This window comes from Rhodoferax sp. RT4P68, from assembly GCF_056521305.1.
Window position 1 is genome coordinate 518,504 of record NZ_JBWMBB010000002.1, and the last position, 17,576, is coordinate 536,079.

Consider the following 17,576-nt stretch of genomic DNA (forward strand, 5'->3'; position numbering starts at 1 on the left):
TAGGTGCAAAATCTAGTTTGAATACTTGTCTGAGGGCATGCGAAATGCGCCCCTTCCATGTCGTAGACCCGCTGCAAAGCCATTTTCCCGACGCTGTCATCCTGACCAGCGCGACGGGCACGGTGAGCTACTGGAGCGCCAGCGCCCAGAATGTTTTCGGCTATGGCGAATCCGAGGTTGCGACGCGCAATCTTGCCGAGCTGATCGTCCCCCCCACCTGTGTGCGCGAGCATGCCGTCCACATGCAGAACGCACTGCGCGAGGGCCAGGTCACCTTCGAATCGGTGCGGCGCCGCAAGGATGGCTCGCTGCTGTATGCCGATGTGACAGCCAAGCGCGTGACCTTGCCGGACATGGCGGAGCCATCGATCCTGCTGGTCGAGAAGGACGTCACGCCCATCAAGGTGACGCGCGACGCCAGACTGATGGAGGCACGATTCCGCGACCTGCTGGAATCGACGCCCGACGGGATCGTCATCGCCAACCCGACAGGACACATCGTCATCGCCAACAGCGAGGCGGAGCGGCTGTTCGGCTACGCGTCCGGTGACCTGGTGGGCCGCTCGGTCGACCAACTGCTGCCCGAGCGCCACCGCATGGCGCACGTGGGGCACCGCGCCAACTACCTGTTCCAGCCGCGCAAGCGGGCCATGGGTTCCGGCCTGGACCTGGCCGGCCGCCGCAGCGACGGCAGCGAGTTTCCGATCGAGATCAGCCTGTCCCCGCTGCACACCGACGAGAGCGCGTTCGTCATGAGCGCCATCCGCGACATCAGCGAGCGCAAGAATTTCGAGCTGGCGCTGCAGGCCAAAAACCTGGAGCTGGCCAACGCCAACCAGGCCAAGGACCGTTTCCTCGCCAGCATGAGCCACGAGCTGCGCACGCCGCTGAACGCCATCATCGGCTTCACCGGCACCTTGCTGATGAAGCTGCCAGGCCCACTGACCGGCGACCAGGACAAGCAACTGCGCACGGTGCAGGGCAGCGCCCGGCATTTGCTGGCATTGATCAACGACCTGCTGGACGTGGCGAAGGTCGAAGCCGGCAAGGTGGAGTTGCGTCTGGAGCCTCTGGACGGCCGCGCGGTGCTGGAGGAAATCACCACCACGCTGCGCCCGCAGGCCGAGCGCAAGGGCTTGTGCCTGGAACTGACGCTCCCTGCGGCTGCTTGCCCGTTGCTGACCGACCGACGCGCGCTGAGCCAGATCGTCATCAACCTGGCCGCCAACGCCATCAAATTCACAAACGCAGGCTTCGTGCGGGTCTCTCTGTCGCAAACAGCCGCCGCCTCGGGCGGGCGTACGGACATCGTGATCGAAGACACCGGTCCCGGCATGACGACGGCCGACCAGACCAAGCTGTTCGGTGCGTTCAGCCGCATCGAGCAGAGCGACGGCACCGATCCTGAAGGCACCGGCCTCGGCTTGCACCTCAGCCTCAAGCTGGCCAGGCTGCTGGGCGGCGACATCCTCGTGCACAGCGAGGCAGGCCGCGGCAGCCGCTTCACGCTCACGCTGCCGGGGGCATGACGATGCAGCCCCGCATCCTGATCGTCGAAGACAACGCCGCCAATCTTGAATTGGTGCGCTACCTGCTGGTCAGCGCAGGCTACGCGGTGCTGCTGGCCCGCAATGGCGTGGAGGGGCTGGACATCGCGCTGCGCGAGCGGCCCGATCTCATCATCAGCGATCTGCAGATGCCGTTGATGGACGGCTACGCGTTGCTTGCAGCATTGCGGCGCGCACCGGCGTGCGAGCGCATTCCCGTGCTGGCGCTGACGGCGTTCTCCATGCCCGGCGACCGCGAGAACGTCATGCGTGCCGGGTTCGTCGGCTACTTGTCCAAGCCCATCGAGCCGGAGCTCTTCGTCGGTCAGATCGCCGCGTTCCTGACCGGCGGTGGTGCCGCTGGCGTTCTGCGCGACGACAACGCTGCAGGGGGCGGCGGCTGACATGGCACGCGTATTGGTGGTCGACGATGTTGCGCTGAACCGCGAACTCGTCACCATGCTGCTGACCTATGCCGGCCACGACTTGACCGAGGCCGAGGACGGCGAAGACGCTCTGACCCAGACGCGTGCGCTGCGGCCCGACCTCGTGGTCTGCGACATCCTGATGCCGAAGATGGACGGCTTCGAGTTCGTACGGCGCCTGCGCGCCGAGCCCGCCATCGCCGGCACCGCTGTCGTGTTTTACACCGCCAGCTTTTTGGAACACGAGGCCCGCGTCCTGGCGCGTGCCTGCGGGGTGCTGCATGTGCTCACCAAGCCCTGCGAGCCGGAGGAAATCCTGTCCGCCGTCGCGGCCGCACTGACGCGCGACAGCGCGAACGCTCTGGCCCCGCAGGCCGTTCCGGAGTTCGACCGCGACCATTTGCGCCTGGTCACCGACAAGCTGGCGCAGAAGGCGCAGGAACTCGAACAGGCCAACGACCGGCTGGCGGCCCTGATCGATCTGGGCGTTCGCCTGGCGTCCGAACGCGAGGCGAGCGCGCTGCTGGACCACTTCTGCGAGGGCGTGCGCAGGTTGTTTCGTGCGCGCCTGGTGATGCTGTCCGCACGGGACCCCGGCGGACTGGACGACAGGCGCCTGGTCGTGTGCGGCGATGCAGACGGCCTGGCCGATGCGATCTCGCGGCTGCAGGCCGACCCGGATCTGGAGAGCGAAGCGACGCGCGCCTGCCGTTTCGACGCGGGCGGCGGCAGCGACGCCCTGCGCGGCATGGTGCTGCGGCACTGTCCGGCTGCGCGCTGCGCCCTGCTGGTGCCGATGGTGTCGCTGCGCAGCCACTACGGCTGGGTCCTGCTCGTGGACCAGCTGGAGTCCGGCCGCTTCAACGACCACGATCTGCGCACGCTGACGGTGCAAGCGGCGCAGGTCGGGCGCTTCTATGAGAACGGCAACCTGTACGCCCAGGTGCAGCAACAGGTCGGTCTTCTGCAGAACCAGGCCGAGGCGCGCGAACGTGAGGGCACGTTGCTGCGGCTGGAGCACAACGTGGCGCGCGCACTCGTCGCGGCCGACACCATGGACAGCGCGCTGAGCGTCGTCCTGCAAGCCATCTGCGAGTCGCAGCTCTGGGATGTGGGCCGCTTCTGGCAGGTCGACGAAGCCGCCGACGTGCTGCGGCTGGCCGTGCAGTGGCATGCGCCAGGGGTGGACTTGCCGGCGATCGGCGTTGCCGGCGGCCCGGTGCTGAAGGCCGGCGAAGGCCTGGCCGGCCGCGTATGGCGCACCGGTGAACCCTTGTGGGTGGCCGACCTGAATGACGAACCCAGGCTGGTCGACCGGGCCGTTCTGAAGCTCGATGGTCTGGCCTGCGCGACCCTGTTCCCCCTGGGCAGCGGCGGACGCGTCTTTGGCGTGCTGAGTTTCCTGGGACGGCACACGCACGCGCCCGACCAGCGGCTGCAGGCGTCGGCGCGCGTGATCGGCGACCAGATTGGCCAGTTTCTGCAGCGCCGGGATGCCCAGGACGCGGCGGATGCCTCCAAGAAGTTCATCCGCTCGACCCTGGATTCGCTGCTGGAACACGTGTGCGTGATCGACAGCGAGGGCGTCATCCTGACCGTCAACAGCGCCTGGCGCGCGTTCGCGCAGACGCAGGAAGAACAGGCTGCCCGCACGCTGGAAGGCTCGAACTACCTGGACGCTTGCGCCAGTGCGCATGGCGAGGCGGCGCACGAGGCCCGTGCGATGGCGGCAGGCATCCGGCGCGTCATCCTCGGTCAGCAGCCGACCTTCACGATGGAGTATGCGTGCGACATGCCTGGGCAGACAGCCTGGTTCGTGGGGCGCGCGTCGCGCTTCGCCGGCGATGGCCCGGTGCGCGTCGTGGTGGCGCACGAGAACATTACCAAACGCAAGCAGGCCGAGCAGCGCGTCGAACGCCTGCGCCGGGTCTCCACCGTGATGAGTGACATCAACGCACTCATCCTGCGCGTCAAAGAGCGCGATGAACTCTTCAAGGGTGCCTGCCGCATCGCCATCGACACGGGCAGCTTCAAGATGGCGTGGGTGGGCGTGCTGTGCGAACACCCCATGCGTGTCGAGGTGGTGGCGGGTGAGCACGACGGCACCACCAGCGACTATTTCGACCAGCTGCGCGCCGAGTTGCTGACGCGTGTGGGCCGGAGCAGCCCGCAGTTCCATCAACTGGTCGTGCTGCAGCAGCCCATCGTGGTCAATGACATTGCCACCTCGGCGTGGATGGCGCTGCGTGAGGCGGCGCTGCTGGCCGGAGCGCGGTCCGCCGTCGCCTTGCCCCTGGTGGTCGGCACAGTGACGCGCGGCCTGATCATGCTGTATGCCGACGATGTGGACTTCTTCGACGACGACGAGATCAAGCTCTTGCGTGAGCTGGCCGCCGACCTGTCGTTCGCGATGGACCATTTGCGCCAGGCCGAGCAACTGAACCACCTGGCCTACTACGACGCGGTGACCGGCCATGCCAACAGCATGCTGTTCAACGAGCGCGTGACCCAGTTCCTGGACGCGGCCAGCGACGCTGGCACCCGGCTGGCCATCGGCGTGGTGGACATCGAGCGCTTCAAGTCCATCAACGATGTCTGGGGCCGCCATGCGGGGGACGACCTGCTGCGCCAAGTGGCCGGCCGTCTGCTGGCCACCGTGGGCGAGCGCATCCGGCTGGCCCGTGTGGGGCCCGATCAGTACGGGGTGGTGATCCAGAACGCGCCCTATGGCATCGAGCTGTTGAGGACGCTGGACGACCTGTACAAGGCCTGCTTTGCAGAGGCGTTCGCCTGTGGCGGCACCACCATCCACATCGCTGCGCACGTGGGCGTGGCCCTGTACCCCGAAGACGGTGCCGACGCCGAGACGCTGTTTCGCAGCGCCGAGGCGGCCGTCAAGCGTGCCAAGCGCTCATCCGAGCGGGTGTTGCTCTATGACGCCCAGGTCGGCAAAGCCATCGCTGAGAAGCTCGCGCTGGAGACGCGCCTGCGCGACGCGCTGGAACGCCAGCAGTTCGTTCTGCACTACCAACCCAAGGTGGACGCCCGCACCCGCCGCATCGTCGGCGCCGAGGCCTTGATCCGCTGGCAGGACCCGGATGTCGGACTGGTGCCGCCGTTGAAGTTCATCCCCTTGATGGAGGAGACCGGTCTGATCGTGGAGGTCGGCTCGTGGGCGCTGCGCCAGGCCGTCGCGGACCGTCGGCGCTGGATCGAACGCGGCCTGGCGGCGCCCAACGTGGCGGTCAACGTCTCGGCCGTCCAGCTGCGCAAAAGCGACTTCGTCGACAGCGTGCTTGCGGTGCTGGGCGATGCGGCCGGCGAGGCCGGGATCGACCTGGAGATCACCGAAAGCGCGGCGATGGAAGATGTGGACGACACGATCGCCAAGCTCAAGCGACTGCGGGCGCATGGGATCGTGCTGGCCATCGATGACTTCGGCACCGGCTACTCGTCGCTCGCCTACCTGAGCAAGCTGCCGGCGCAGGTGCTGAAGATCGACCGCGCGTTCATCATCACGATGAACACCGACCACAACGCGATGACGCTGGTCTCCACGATGGTCTCGCTGGCGCACGCGATGCACATGGAGGTGGTGGCCGAGGGGGTGGAAACCCAGGAGCAGGCCGACACCTTGGGCGTGTTGCGGTGCGACCAGCTGCAGGGCTACCTGGTCAGCCGGCCCCTGGCGGAGCCGGCCTTCGCTCTGCTGCTGGGCGCAGCGCCCAGCCCGTAGCACCGGCGCGCGCACGCGCTCGGCCAGCAGCGTGCCTGCTGACGGTCATGTTGGATCAGCGCTTGGAACTTCGTGCCCTCCCTGTGCGGATGCGGGCGACGCCGACAGTGCGCGCAGGTGCCCGCTGACGCGCCCGTGCGCAGGGCGCCGCCACGATCCGGCACATGGACGCCCATGCCGCCCTGACAACCTACCGCGCCAAGCGCAACTTTGCGATCACCGCCGAGCCTGCAGACGGCGGTGACGCGGCCAACGCCGGCGCGCTGCGCTTCGTCGTGCAGAAGCACTGGGCCAGCAGCCTGCACTATGACTTCCGCCTGGAGGTGGCCGGCACGATGAAAAGTTGGGCCGTACCCAAGGGCCCCAGCTTCGACCCTGCGGACAAGCGCCTGGCCGTGCAGGTGGAGGACCACCTGATCTCGTACGCCAGCTTCGAAGGCACGCCGTGAAGGGCCGCGAGCCGCCGGCTGCAGCCCCCACCGGCACGACGCCGCCCAAGGCCGCGCTGCCGGCGACGCTGTCGCCGCAGCTGGCCACGCTGGTCGCCAAGCCACCGGCCGACCCGCACGCGTGGGTCTACGAGATCAAGTTCGACGGCTACCGGATGCTCGCGCGCGTGCAGGGCACATCGGTGCAGCTGTTCACCCGCAACGGCAACGACTGGACGCCCAAGCTCAAGGCCTTGCACACCGAGCTGCTGCGCCTGCAACTGCCCGACGGCTGGTACGACGGCGAGATCGTGGTGCTCGACGCGCAGGGCGTGCCGGATTTCGGCGCACTGCAGCAGTCGTTCGACGCGGCCAGGACCAGCGCCATCGTCTACTACGTGTTCGACGTGCCCTACTGCGCCGGGCACGATCTGCGCGCGCAACCACTGGTGGAACGCCGTGCGCTGCTGCAACGGGTGCTGCAAGAACATGGCTCCGAGCAGGTGCGCTTCTCCGAGGTGTTCGATGCCCCGCCCGGCGACGTCGTGCTCTCGGCCTGCAAGCTGGGGCTGGAGGGCGTGATCGCCAAGCGCAAGGATTCCGCCTACGTGTCGCGCCGCGCCGACAGCTGGATCAAGCTCAAGTGCAGCCAGCGGCAGGAGTTCGTGATCGCAGGCTTCACCGAGCCGCAGGGCACACGCACCGGGCTGGGCTCGCTGCTGCTGGCCGTGCACGACAGGAAGGGGCAGCTGGTCTACGCCGGCAACGTTGGCACCGGGTTCAGCCAGGCCGTGTTGAAGCAGCTGACGCGCCAGCTGACGGCATTGAAGGCTGAGCAGAGCCCGCTGGCCGACACGGCCACAGTCGAGGGCCGGCCGCATTGGGTGCAGCCCACGCTGATCGCCGAGGTCAGCTTCGGTGAATGGACGCGCAGTGGCCGCATTCGCCATGCGGTGTTCCATGGACTGCGCACCGACAAACCGCCGGCCAGCATCGTGCGTGAGCGGCCTGCCGCCACGCCCAGGGCACCGAGTACGTCGACCACATCGGCGGCGCCGGCCAAGCGCCCGGTGGCCGCGCCGTCACATGCCTTGTCGACGCGGCTCAAGGTCACCAACCCCGAGCGCGTCATCGACGCGTCCACCGGCGCCACCAAGATCGAGCTGGTGCGCTACTACGCGCTGGTCGGCGAGCTGATGATGGCGCATCTGCAGCATCGCCCCGTGTCGCTGGTGCGCGCGCCGGGCGGGATCGGCAAGCAGCTGTTCTTCCAGAAGCATGCGGAGGTGGAAAAGCTGCCCGGCGTGCGCCAGCTCGACCCCGCGCTCGACCCGGAGTACCCGCCCATGCTGGAAATTGCGGCTGCCCAGGGCCTGCTCTCGGCCGCGCAATGGAACGTGGTGGAGGTGCACACCATGAACGCGCGGGCCAGCCACTTCGATCAGCCCGACCGCATGGTGTTCGACCTGGACCCAGGCGAGGGCGCGACCTGGCGCGAGATGCAGGAGGGCACGGAGCTGCTCCACGCCTTCCTGCAGCAGCTCAAGCTGCCGGCGTTTCTCAAGACCAGTGGCGGCAAAGGACTGCATGTGGTCGTGCCGCTGCGCCGGCAACACGACTGGGCGGTGGTCAAGGGCTTCGCCCAGGCCATCGTGCAGCACCTGTCGCGCGCCATCCCCGAGCGCTTTGTCGCCAAGAGCGGGCCGCGCAACCGGGTCGGCAAGATCTTCATCGACTACCTGCGCAATGGCGAGGGCGCCACCACCGTCTGTGCCTGGTCGGCGCGCGCACGGCCGGGGCTGGGCATCTCGGTGCCGCTGGGCTGGGACGAGCTGGCGGGCCTGGCCGGCAGCGACCAGTGGAACATTCGCAACGTGCACGAGCGGCTGGACGCAGGCAACACGCCGTGGGACGGCTATGCCCGCGCCGCGAAAACGTTGACTGCTGCGATCAAGGCCCTGGGATCTGTGGGCTGAGCGGCTGGTTGAAATGCCATCGGAGTGATTGCTCGTTCCTCCTACAGCGGCCGGCATTGCCGTCCGACGGGGGGCACGCGGGGCACTGTAAACAATGGGCGCGTCACCCCAACACAGGAGAACACGTGGCAGCTTCCCCCTTGGCCATCGAGCCCTACGACACCGCAATCGCCGACCAACCTGCCAGTGCAGTCTCCTGGGCCGCCATCCTGGCCGGCGCTGCGGCGGCAGCGGCGCTGTCACTGATTCTGCTGGTGCTGGGCACTGGGCTGGGCCTGACATCGCTGTCGCCCTACGCGGGCAGTGGCGCCGGCGCGATGGCGCTGGGCTTGTCCGCCATCGTCTGGGTCATGGTGACGCAGGCGCTGGCCTCCGGCATGGGCGGCTATCTGGCGGGCCGGCTGCGCACGCGCTGGACGGCCACGCACTCTGACGAGGTGTACTTTCGCGACACGGCCCACGGCTTTCTGTCCTGGGCGATCGCATCGCTGGTGACGGCCGCGCTGCTGACCTCGGCCATCGGCGCCATCGTCGGCGGTGCTGTGAAGGCCGGCGCCACTGTGGCTGGCGGCGCCGCCACGTCGGCGGTTGCGACGGCGACCAAGACCGGCGATGCCGACAGCGGCGGCCCCATGGCTTACTTCATCGACACGATGTTCCGCCGCCAGCCGGTGGTGGCTGACGCTGCATCGGCCACACCGGGCGCAGCGCCCGTGGCGAGCGACGAGGCCACGCCCGTGGCTGAAGTCACACGCATCCTGATGCAGGCAGGTGTCGACCAGCCGCTGGCTGCTGAGGACCAACGCTACCTGGGGCAGCTGGTGGCAGAGCGCACCGGTCTGGCGCAAGCCGACGCCGAAAAGCGGGTCGGCGACACCGTCACCGCGATGCAGACCAAGGCGCGCGAGGCCGAGGCTGCTGCGCGCGCGGCGGCCGACAAGGCCCGCAAGGCCGGCATCACCGCCACGCTGTGGTTATTCGTCTCGTTGCTGCTGGGGGCGTTCTGCGCCAGCCTGGCTGCGACCTGGGGCGGCCGCCAGCGTGACGCCTGAGCTTGGCCCTGCTTTTTCAACCCCACCAACCCACGGAGATCCACCATGCCTTCATTGCTTTTGTTCTTCCTCGGCGTGCCCATTCCTCTCATCATCCTCATCGCGTTGATGTTCTGAGCGCTTCCAGCCTTGTCGTTTTTTCGCGCCGCGGCCCGGCGTTTGCTTTGGTGAATTCATGACTGACTCTTGCGAACCGGGCCACCCTTGGCCCATGGGCATGCACTTGCGCGACGGCGGGGCGAACTTTGCCCTGTACTCCAGCGTGGCGCATGCCGTTGATCTTTGCTTGTTCGATGCCGAAGGCGTGCACGAAGTCCAGCGCATCCGCTTGCCGCGGCGCACCGAAGACATTTGGCACGGCTTCATCCCCGGCGTCAGCGCCGGCACGCGCTATGGCGTGCGCGTGCATGGCCCCTACGATCCTGCCAATGGCCAGCGCTGCAACCCCAACATGTTGCTGCTGGACCCGTACACCCGCGCCATCGATCGGCCGCTGCGGGGCGACGCCGTCACCTTCGCCTACACGCTGGGCAGCGAAGACGAAGACCTGACCATGGACGAGACGGACAGCGGCGGCGTGGCCGCCAAGTCCGTCGTGATCGAACCCGAGTTCGACTGGGAGGGCGACACGCCGCCCAACACGCCCATGGTGGACACGGTGTTCTACGAGATGAACGTGCGCGGCTTCACCAAGGACATGGAGGCCGTGCCCGAGGAGCTGCGCGGCACGTTTGCCGGTCTGGCCAACCCGCCGGCCATCGAACACCTGAAGCAGCTCGGCGTCACGGCCGTGCAGCTGCTGCCGGTGCAGGCCTTCAACGACGAAGGGCGCCTGGTGGAATCCGGGCTGGCGAACTTCTGGGGCTACAACACCATCGGCTTCTTCGCGCCCGAGCCGCGTTACTGCTTTCGCGGCACGGACGGCGGGGTCGCCGAGTTCCGTGGCATGGTCAAGGCGCTGCACCGCGCCGGCATCGAAGTCATCCTGGACGTGGTCTACAACCACACCTGCGAGGGCAACCACATGGGGCCCACGATGTCGTTCAAGGGCATCGACAACGACGCCTACTACCGGTTGATGGAAGACCGGCGCTTCTACAACGATTTCAGCGGCACCGGCAACACGCTGGACGTGAGTGCGCCGCCCGTGTTGCGCATGGTCATGGACAGCCTGCGCTACTGGGTCGAGGAAATGCACGTCGATGGCTTTCGCTTCGACCTGGCGCCCGCCATTGCGCGCGATGAGGCCGGTGCTTTCGAGAACCGCACGCCGTTTCTCTCGGCCGTTGCGCAAGACCCGGTGCTGCGCCGCGTCAAGATGATCGCCGAGCCGTGGGACCTGGGCGACTACGGCTACCAGGTGGGCGGCTTTCCGGTGGGCTGGTCGGAATGGAACGGCAGCTACCGCGACGTGGTGCGTGACTTTTGGCGCAGCGATGACGGCAGCCTGCCGGTGTTCGCGGCGCGGCTGTCGGGCTCGCAGGAGATCTTCGCCCCTTCGCGCCGGCCACCCTCCGCCAGCATCAACATCATCACCGTGCACGACGGCTTCACGCTGCGCGACCTCGTCAGCTACAACGAGAAGCACAACGAGGCCAACGGCGAAGACAGCCGCGATGGCGAGAGCCACAACCGCAGCTGGAACTGCGGCGCCGAGGGCGACACCGACGACGAGGCCGTGCTGGCCTTGCGCGCGCGCCAGCAGCGCAACTTTCTGACGACGCTGTTCATGTCGCGCGGCGTGCCGCTGCTGCTGGGCGGCGACGAGATCGGCCGCACGCAGCAGGGCAACAACAACGCCTATTGCCAGGACAACGCGGTCAGCTGGTTCGACTGGCGCGACGGAGCGCGCGACGACGCGCTGGCTGCGTTCACGGCGGGCCTGATCCGCTTGCGCATGGAGCTACCGGTGTTGCGCAGCGACCACTGGCCGGTGGGCGAGGGCGAGCGGCCCGACGCCGTGTGGTTCAGCGTCTGGGGCTTGCCCATGACGCAGGACGAGTGGGACCATCCGGCCGCGCGCTGTCTTTCTGTGGTGTTTGACGGCGGCGCCGATGGTGCCGCTGAGCATGGCCCCTCCGTGCTGCTGATGTTCAACGCCGCGCCCGAGGCCCACACGTTCACGTTGCCGCAGGATGAATCGTTCGGCACGGCCTGGCGCTTGCGCGTGGCCACGGAACGCCTGGATCTGCCCGGTGACGAGGCCGAAGTGTTCGAGCCTGGCGCCGAGATCATCATCGAGGCCCACGGCATGCTGGTGCTGACGCAGGACGCCCAACGCTGACCCAACGCGCGGTGTGCATGCGGCGTGGCCGATGGATGCTTTCCTACGCCGCGTCGGCACACCAGCCGATCAGGGCCGGGCGGGCGACGTTCTACGCTGCGTGGAGCCTGTCCACCGACGGGCCCCGACCCTGATGGAGATTGGCCATGACGCAGACCCGGCGCAGCACGGCGGACAGATTGGACGAGCGCGCCGACGCGGGCCTGTATCTGGCGACCCTGGGCGCGTGCGTGGCCTCTGCCGTGATGTTGTTTGCGCCGCCTGAGCGGGCCGACGGTTTCATGGCACTGGCGTGGAGTTGCATGGCCGCCTCGGCCGTGTGCCTTGCGGTCAAGCTGTGCATCCGCCTGGCCGGTGCACGTGCTGACGTTCGACGCGCGGGCCGGCAGGACGCCTAAGCGGGGTGGGTGCCATGGAGTGCCGGCTCCTGACATCGCCGATCGTGCTGCCGCCCTGTTCGTCGCCTCTGGAGAAACCATGAACCATCTGAAATTCGCTCTGTTGCCCATCGCTGCCATGGCAATCTGCGCAAGCGCGCAAACCACCACGGCCCCCAGTGGCGCACCGCCTCGCGCCGCCGCCGGCGCCATCGTCAAGCTGATGACGGCCAAGGGCGAGCCTGCGGGCCAGGCCGTGCTGACGGCCGTGCCGGACGGCGTGCAGATCGTGCTGAATGTCGAGAAGCTGACGCCTGGGCCGCATGGCTTTCATGTCCACGCCAACGGCAAGTGCGAACCTGGCCCGGATGCCGCTGGCAAGACGGTCGATTTCGGCGCAGCCGGTGGGCACTTCGATCCGGAGGCCACGGGCCGCCATGGCCATCCGGAGCACGACGTCATGCGCCACGCAGGCGACGCGCCGAACCTGTCGGCCAGCGCGCAGGGCACCGCCACGCTGCGCTTCACCAATACCAAGATCACGCTGGTGCCCGGCAAGAACTCGGTGATGGGCAAGGCACTGGTCGTGCACGCCGATGCCGACGACTACAAGACCAACCCGGCTGGCAACAGTGGTGCCCGCGTGTTGTGCGGCGTCATCGAGCCTGCGCGCATGGACGCGGTGGTGGGCAGCGCGACTCCCCATTCCGCCCCGGGCACGCTGCGCTGACGCATCGGGCGCGCGCGCGCCCCGGCCGCCCACCCATCCCATCTACCCCAAGGAGATCACCATGAACGAGAAGAAGGCCACTGTGCATTGGCAGGGCGCCGGCAAGACCGGCAAGGGCAGCATCAGCACCGAGACCGGTGCGCTGAAGGACTACCCGTATGGGTTCGGCAGCCGCTTCGAAGACGACCGGCGCGGCACCAACCCCGAGGAGATCGTGGGCGCTGCGCACGCGGCCTGCTTCACGATGGCGTTCGCGTTCGCCTGCGAAAAGGCCGGCGTGGCGCTGGAGCAGGCCGACACGCAGGCCAGCGTGCGCCTGGTCAAGGACGGCGACGGGTTCAAGATCGACCGTATCGCACTGACGCTGACGGCGAAGGCCGACGGGCTGGCCGAGGAGAAGTTCCAGGAACTGGCGCAGGGCGCCAAGGCCGGTTGCCCGCTCTCGAAGGCGCTGGCCGCCGTGCCCGAGATCACGCTCTCGGCGACGCTGCAGCCCTGAGCGTCAGGGCAGGCGCGGCTCGACTGCGGCGCCTGGGTCCTCTTCGCCAGCGACCGAACTGGGATCGGCCTTGGGCGCGGCCATCTGGGCCAATGCTGCGGCAGCGCCCGGCAGCGGCTCCTGCAGTTGCGCCGCCAGCGCGGTCATGCCGGCAGCGCCGTCCTGCATCAGGCGCGCGATGGCCTGACCGGCATCCTTGGGCGCGGCGAACCCGTGGCTTTGCAGCAGCAGGGTGCCGTCCGCATCCACCAGCTTGAAATAGAACTGCCCGTCCGACTCGCGGTACTGCTTGAAGGCCGGCGCGTTGGCGCGGGCCTTCTTCGTGGCCTTGGTGGCTGCGGTGGCACTCTCCAGCCGGCGCAGGCCGACGGCAGTGCGCAACCGGGCCGTGAACGGGGCCGACAGCGCGCGCGCCTTCTCGGCGCCCGCCAGCAACACGCGCTCGACCTGGGCCGGGTCGTCGATGTAGCGCTGGTAGACCTCGCGCATGGGCGCGATCTCGCGGTCCACGCGCTCGAACAACGCCTGCTTGGCATCGGCCCAGGCGATGCCGTCGGCAAACGCCTGGCGCAGCTTGGCGGTCTCGTCGGCGTCGGCGAAGGCCTGGTAGATCTGGAACAGTGCCGAGCCGTCGGTGCTCTTGGGCTCGCCCGGGCCACGCGAGTCCGTCACGATGCCGGCGATCAGCTTGCGCAACTGCTCGCGCGGCGTGAACAGCGGGATCGTGTTGTCGTAACTCTTGCTCATCTTGCGGCCGTCCAGACCGGGCAAGAGGGCGACTGATTCTTCGATGGCCGCCTCGGGCAGCGTGAAGTGCTCGCCGTACAGATGGTTGAAGCGCTGCGCAATGTCGCGCGCCATCTCGATGTGCTGCACCTGGTCGCGGCCCACCGGCACCTGGTGGGCATTGAACATCAGGATGTCGGCCGCCATCAGCACCGGGTACATGAACAGCCCGGCCGTCACGTCGGCGTCCACGTCCACACCGGCGGCGTGGTTGCGGTCGACGGCGGCCTTGTAGGCATGGGCGCGGTTCAGCATGCCCTTGCCCGTCACGCAGGTCAGCAACCAGGTGAGTTCGGGGATCTCGGGAATGTCGGACTGGCGGTAGAAGGTCACGCGCTCCGGGTCCAGCCCCGCGGCCAGCCAGGTGGCGGCGATCTCCAGCGTGGAGCGCTGGATGCGCTGCGGGTCGTCGATCTTGATCAGCGCGTGGTAGTCGGCCAGGAAGTAGAAGCTCTCGGCCCCGTCTGCCAGGCTGGCGCGCACCGAGGGCCGCACCGCGCCCACGTAGTTGCCCAGGTGGGGCGTGCCCGAGGTGGTGATGCCGGTCAATACGCGCAGCGTGGTCATGGGAAGGGTCTCTAGCGGATCAGAAAGGTCAGCGGGGTCAGCAGCACGTCCAGCAGCCCGAAGGTCAGGGCCATGATGGGGCGCAGCCACAGCGTGCCGACCACGCCGGCCAGCACCAGACCCATGACGATGAAAAAGCCCCAGGGCTCCACGCGCGACACCATCACGGCCTGCTTGTGGGGCAACAGGCCCACCAGCACGCGCCCGCCATCGAGCGGGGGCAGCGGGAACAGGTTGAATGCGAACATCACCACGTTGACCAGCATGCCGGCCTGGCACATCTTGACGAAGAAGGGCTCGGACACGCCCATCGCCACCAGCACGTAGAACACGATGCCCCACAGCAGCGCCTGCACCAGGTTGGCGCCGGGGCCGGCCAGGGCCACCCAGACCATGTCGCGTTTTGGATTGTTCAGCCGGCCGAACTGCACCGGCACCGGCTTGGCATAGCCGAAGACGAAGGCACCCGAGGTGGCCAGGTACAGCATGATGGGCATCGCGATGGTGCCCAGCGGGTCGATGTGCTTGATGGGGTTGAGGCTGACGCGGCCCAGCATGTAGGCCGTGTTGTCACCGAAGTGCCGCGCCGCGTAACCGTGGGCCGCCTCGTGCACGGTGATGGCAAAGATCACCGGGATCGCGTAGGTCAGCAGGGTTTGGATCAGTTGGTCGAAATTCACCGGCGCGATTGTGTCAGAGGGGCCGGCGCGACGATGCCGCCGCTGGCGCTAGAGCCCGAGCGCCGCCAGGTCGCCGCGGCCCTGCCGCAACACCACCGGGTCACCGCCCTGGCCCATGGCGGTGACATCGATCACCGTGGTCGGCTCGGACGGGCAGGCGCCGGCGTCCAGCACGGCGGCGATCTGGTGCTCGAAGCGGTCGCGGATCTCGTGCGCATCGTTCATCGGCTCGGTCTCGCCGGGGACGATCAGCGTGGTGGCCAAGAGCGGCGCACCGTGCAGGGCCAGCAGTTCCTGCAGCGCCTTGTGGTCGGGTACGCGCAGACCGATGGTCTTGCGCGAAGGGTGGCTCACGCGGCGCGGCACTTCCTTGCTGGCCTCCAGGATGAAGGTGTAGGCCCCGGGCGTGGCGGATTTGAGCAGGCGGTACTGCTTGTTGTCCACGCGTGCGTAGTTGGCCAGCTCAGAGAGGTCGCGGCACAGCAGCGTCAGGTGGTGCCGGTCGTCCACACCGCGCAGCCGGCGCATGCGGTCGACCGCCGCCTTGTCGTCCAGATGGCATACCAGCGCATAGCTCGAATCGGTGGGCACGGCGATGATTTCGCCTTTGGCCAGCAGCGCAACCGCCTGCTTCAGCAGCCGCGGCTGTGGGTTGTCGGGGTGGAGTTCGAAGTACTGGGCCATGGCAGATCCTAGGGGGTGGGCGTCAACCGCCGGTCATGGGCGTCAGCCGGCTCTCGCGCACGCTGAGCCAGGCCCCGGCTGCGCCACAGAAAGCGATCAGCACCATGCCCACCATGGACCAGCCGTCCGGCACATGCGAGAACACCAACCAGCCGCCGAGCATGGCAAAGCCGATCTGGCCGTAGAGGTAGGGCGTGAGCGTGGCGGCCGGCGCACGCGTGTAGCCGACGATCAGCATGAAGTGGCCGACGGTGGCCATCAGTCCCATCAGCAGCAGGCCGGCCCACAGATGCCAGTGCTCCAGGTGCACCCAGACAAAGGGCAGCGGCAGCGAGGCCAGCAGCGTGCCCACCCAGCCGGTGTACAGGTGCGTCGTCAGCGGCGCTTCGGTCCTGGCCAGCTTGCTGGTCAGCACCTGAAAACTGGCGTTCGTGGCCACCAGGCACAGCGGCAGCAACAGCCGCCAGTCGAACGCCTCGCTGCCGGGGCGGATGATGACCAGCGTGCCGATGAAGCCGCCCAGCACCAGCGCCCAGCGCTGCGGCGATACACGCTCGCCCAGGGTGCGTGCAGCCAGCAGCGTGATGACCAGCGGCGTGATCATGACGATGGCCGTGAACTCGCCGACCGGCATGAAGCGCAGGCTGTAGAACGCCAGCAGGCTGCTGGCCAGCAGCAGCAGCCCGCGCAGCACCTGGAAGCCCGGTTGCGCGGTGCGCAGCATCGCCAGGCCCTGGCGCGGCAGCACGACGAGCGTGGTGGCAATCGCCTGGAAGGCATAGCGGAACCACAGACCCATCAGCAAGGGCACGCTGACGCTGACGGCCTTGGTGGTGGTGTCCAGCACAGAGAAGCACGCCACAGCGCCCAGTACCAGCCCGATGCCGGCCAGTGGCGAGGCGTGCGGATTCACTGAATGCGATCCGCCAGCAGCTCCCAGACCGGCGTCAGGTCGCCCGGCAGGTAGGGCAGAGCGCCCAGGTCGGTGTGGCTCTCGTCCGGGCTGTGAAAATCACTGCCGCGCGAGGCGGCCAGGCCGAAGTCGCGTGCCACGGCCGCGTATTCCACGTACTCGGCCGCCGAGTGGCTGCCGGTTACCACCTCGACCGCGCGCCCACCGTGGGCCTTGAACTCGCTGAACAGCGCGAACTCTTCGTTGGCGGTGAACTTGTAGCGGCCCGGGTGTGCAATGACGGCGACGCCGCCGCTCTGCGTGATCCAGGCCACCGCATCCTTGAGCGAGGCCCAGCGGTGCGGCACATAGCCGGGCTTGCCTTCGGTGAGGTATTTGCGAAACACCTCGGACGTGTCCTTGCAGTGGCCGGCTTCGACCAGGAAGCGCGCGAAGTGCGTGCGTGAGACCAGCGCCGGGTTGCCGACGAATTGCAAGGCGCCCTCGTAGGCACCGTGGATGCCGACCTTGGCCAGGCCCTCGGCCATGTCGCGCGCACGCGGCCCACGGCCATCGCGCGTGTCGGCCAGGCCCTGCTGCATGCGCGGGTCTTGTGCATCGAAGCCCAGGCCCACGATGTGCACGGTTTCGCCAGCGAAGGTGACGGAGATTTCCACGCCGGTCAAATAGCGCAACCCGTGGGCCTGCGCCGCTGCCGCTGCGCGCAGCTGACCACCGATCTCGTCGTGGTCGGTCAGCGACCACAGCTCGACTCCGTTGGCTTTGGCCCGCTCTGCCAGTTGCTCCGGCATCAGCGTGCCGTCGGAGACAACCGAGTGGCAGTGCAGGTCGGCGTTGAGGATGGAGGGCACGGCGTTCATTCTAGGCATCGATGGCATCTCGCGTGCGCGCC

The 17,576-nt window shown here is 67.9% G+C and carries 14 protein-coding genes and 1 pseudogene; 9 read left to right on the top strand and 6 right to left on the bottom strand.

The window, feature by feature from the left end; translation table 11 throughout:
- Positions 1-44 precede the first annotated feature (44 nt).
- The 5 genes and pseudogenes from AC099J_RS05840 (at position 45) to AC099J_RS05860 (ending at position 9,164) form a co-directional block, all read left to right on the top strand.
- The gene (locus AC099J_RS05840; RefSeq protein WP_479614275.1) at positions 45-1,529 is read left to right on the top strand and encodes a PAS domain-containing sensor histidine kinase; all 1,485 of its coding nucleotides are present in this window, start codon (positions 45-47) and stop codon (positions 1,527-1,529) included.
- Between the two features lie 2 nt (positions 1,530-1,531).
- Entirely contained in the window at positions 1,532-1,951 is a 420-nt protein-coding gene (locus AC099J_RS05845; protein WP_479614276.1) for a response regulator, read from the top strand.
- Between the two features lies 1 nt (position 1,952).
- Positions 1,953-5,708, top strand: coding sequence for an EAL domain-containing protein (locus tag AC099J_RS05850; protein ID WP_479614277.1), 3,756 nt, complete (start codon positions 1,953-1,955; stop codon positions 5,706-5,708).
- 164 nt (positions 5,709-5,872) lie between these two features.
- Positions 5,873-8,112 (top strand): annotated as a pseudogene (gene ligD, locus AC099J_RS05855) (DNA ligase D).
- Positions 8,113-8,237: 125 nt separating this feature from the next.
- Positions 8,238-9,164, top strand: a complete 927-nt coding sequence (locus AC099J_RS05860; protein ID WP_479614278.1) for a hypothetical protein — start codon at positions 8,238-8,240, stop codon at positions 9,162-9,164.
- Positions 9,165-9,215: 51 nt separating this feature from the next.
- On the opposite strand, the gene AC099J_RS05865 is transcribed toward AC099J_RS05860, so the two are convergent.
- A complete protein-coding gene (locus AC099J_RS05865; protein ID WP_479614279.1) occupies positions 9,216-9,341 on the bottom strand; it encodes a hypothetical protein in 126 nt (41 codons plus the stop codon).
- Between AC099J_RS05865 and glgX the strand changes: the two genes are divergently transcribed.
- The 4 genes from glgX to AC099J_RS05885 all read left to right on the top strand — a co-directional run bounded on the left by glgX (position 9,340) and on the right by AC099J_RS05885 (position 13,054).
- Positions 9,340-11,448, top strand: coding sequence for a glycogen debranching protein GlgX (gene glgX, locus AC099J_RS05870; protein WP_479614280.1), 2,109 nt, complete (start codon positions 9,340-9,342; stop codon positions 11,446-11,448). The genes AC099J_RS05865 and glgX overlap by 2 nt on opposite strands.
- A 146-nt stretch (positions 11,449-11,594) precedes the next feature.
- Positions 11,595-11,846, top strand: coding sequence for a hypothetical protein (locus tag AC099J_RS05875; RefSeq protein ID WP_479614281.1), 252 nt, complete (start codon positions 11,595-11,597; stop codon positions 11,844-11,846).
- Between the two features lie 79 nt (positions 11,847-11,925).
- Positions 11,926-12,555: a superoxide dismutase family protein gene (locus AC099J_RS05880; RefSeq protein WP_479614282.1), complete on the top strand. Its 630-nt coding sequence runs from the start codon at positions 11,926-11,928 to the stop codon at positions 12,553-12,555.
- Positions 12,556-12,616: 61 nt separating this feature from the next.
- Positions 12,617-13,054, top strand: a complete 438-nt coding sequence (locus AC099J_RS05885; RefSeq protein ID WP_479614283.1) for an OsmC family protein — start codon at positions 12,617-12,619, stop codon at positions 13,052-13,054.
- A 3-nt stretch (positions 13,055-13,057) separates the two neighbouring features.
- Here AC099J_RS05885 and AC099J_RS05890 read toward each other — a convergent pair whose 3' ends face one another.
- Genes AC099J_RS05890 through AC099J_RS05910 form a run of 5 tightly spaced genes read right to left on the bottom strand, consistent with a single transcriptional unit; the run spans position 13,058 to position 17,535 of the window.
- A complete protein-coding gene (locus AC099J_RS05890; protein ID WP_479614284.1) occupies positions 13,058-14,407 on the bottom strand; it encodes a tryptophan--tRNA ligase in 1,350 nt (449 codons plus the stop codon).
- Between the two features lie 11 nt (positions 14,408-14,418).
- Positions 14,419-15,087 (bottom strand): site-2 protease family protein, encoded by a 669-nt coding sequence (locus tag AC099J_RS05895; protein WP_479614285.1) that lies wholly within the window; start codon positions 15,085-15,087, stop codon positions 14,419-14,421.
- A gap of 48 nt (positions 15,088-15,135) precedes the next feature.
- Positions 15,136-15,771: an L-threonylcarbamoyladenylate synthase gene (locus AC099J_RS05900; RefSeq protein ID WP_479614286.1), complete on the bottom strand. Its 636-nt coding sequence runs from the start codon at positions 15,769-15,771 to the stop codon at positions 15,136-15,138.
- A gap of 22 nt (positions 15,772-15,793) precedes the next feature.
- Complete coding sequence (locus AC099J_RS05905) at positions 15,794-16,684, bottom strand: DMT family transporter (RefSeq protein ID WP_479614287.1); 891 nt, start codon at positions 16,682-16,684, stop codon at positions 15,794-15,796.
- A complete protein-coding gene (locus tag AC099J_RS05910; RefSeq protein WP_479614288.1) occupies positions 16,681-17,535 on the bottom strand; it encodes a 3',5'-nucleoside bisphosphate phosphatase in 855 nt (284 codons plus the stop codon). The genes AC099J_RS05905 and AC099J_RS05910 overlap by 4 nt, the downstream gene beginning before the upstream one ends.
- Positions 17,536-17,576 lie beyond the last annotated feature (41 nt).

Coding starts and splice junctions, on each gene's coding strand:
- AC099J_RS05885 (WP_479614283.1), top strand. CDS start 12,617: ATGAACGAGAAGAAGGCCACTGTGCATTGGCAGGGCGCCGGCAAGACC.
- AC099J_RS05880 (WP_479614282.1), top strand. CDS start 11,926: ATGAACCATCTGAAATTCGCTCTGTTGCCCATCGCTGCCATGGCAATC.
- AC099J_RS05900 (WP_479614286.1), bottom strand. CDS start 15,771: ATGGCCCAGTACTTCGAACTCCACCCCGACAACCCACAGCCGCGGCTG.
- AC099J_RS05845 (WP_479614276.1), top strand. CDS start 1,532: ATGCAGCCCCGCATCCTGATCGTCGAAGACAACGCCGCCAATCTTGAA.
- AC099J_RS05840 (WP_479614275.1), top strand. CDS start 45: ATGCGCCCCTTCCATGTCGTAGACCCGCTGCAAAGCCATTTTCCCGAC.
- AC099J_RS05865 (WP_479614279.1), bottom strand. CDS start 9,341: ATGAATTCACCAAAGCAAACGCCGGGCCGCGGCGCGAAAAAACGACAA.
- AC099J_RS05890 (WP_479614284.1), bottom strand. CDS start 14,407: ATGACCACGCTGCGCGTATTGACCGGCATCACCACCTCGGGCACGCCC.
- AC099J_RS05875 (WP_479614281.1), top strand. CDS start 11,595: ATGACGCAGACCCGGCGCAGCACGGCGGACAGATTGGACGAGCGCGCC.
- glgX (WP_479614280.1), top strand. CDS start 9,340: ATGACTGACTCTTGCGAACCGGGCCACCCTTGGCCCATGGGCATGCAC.
- AC099J_RS05850 (WP_479614277.1), top strand. CDS start 1,953: ATGGCACGCGTATTGGTGGTCGACGATGTTGCGCTGAACCGCGAACTC.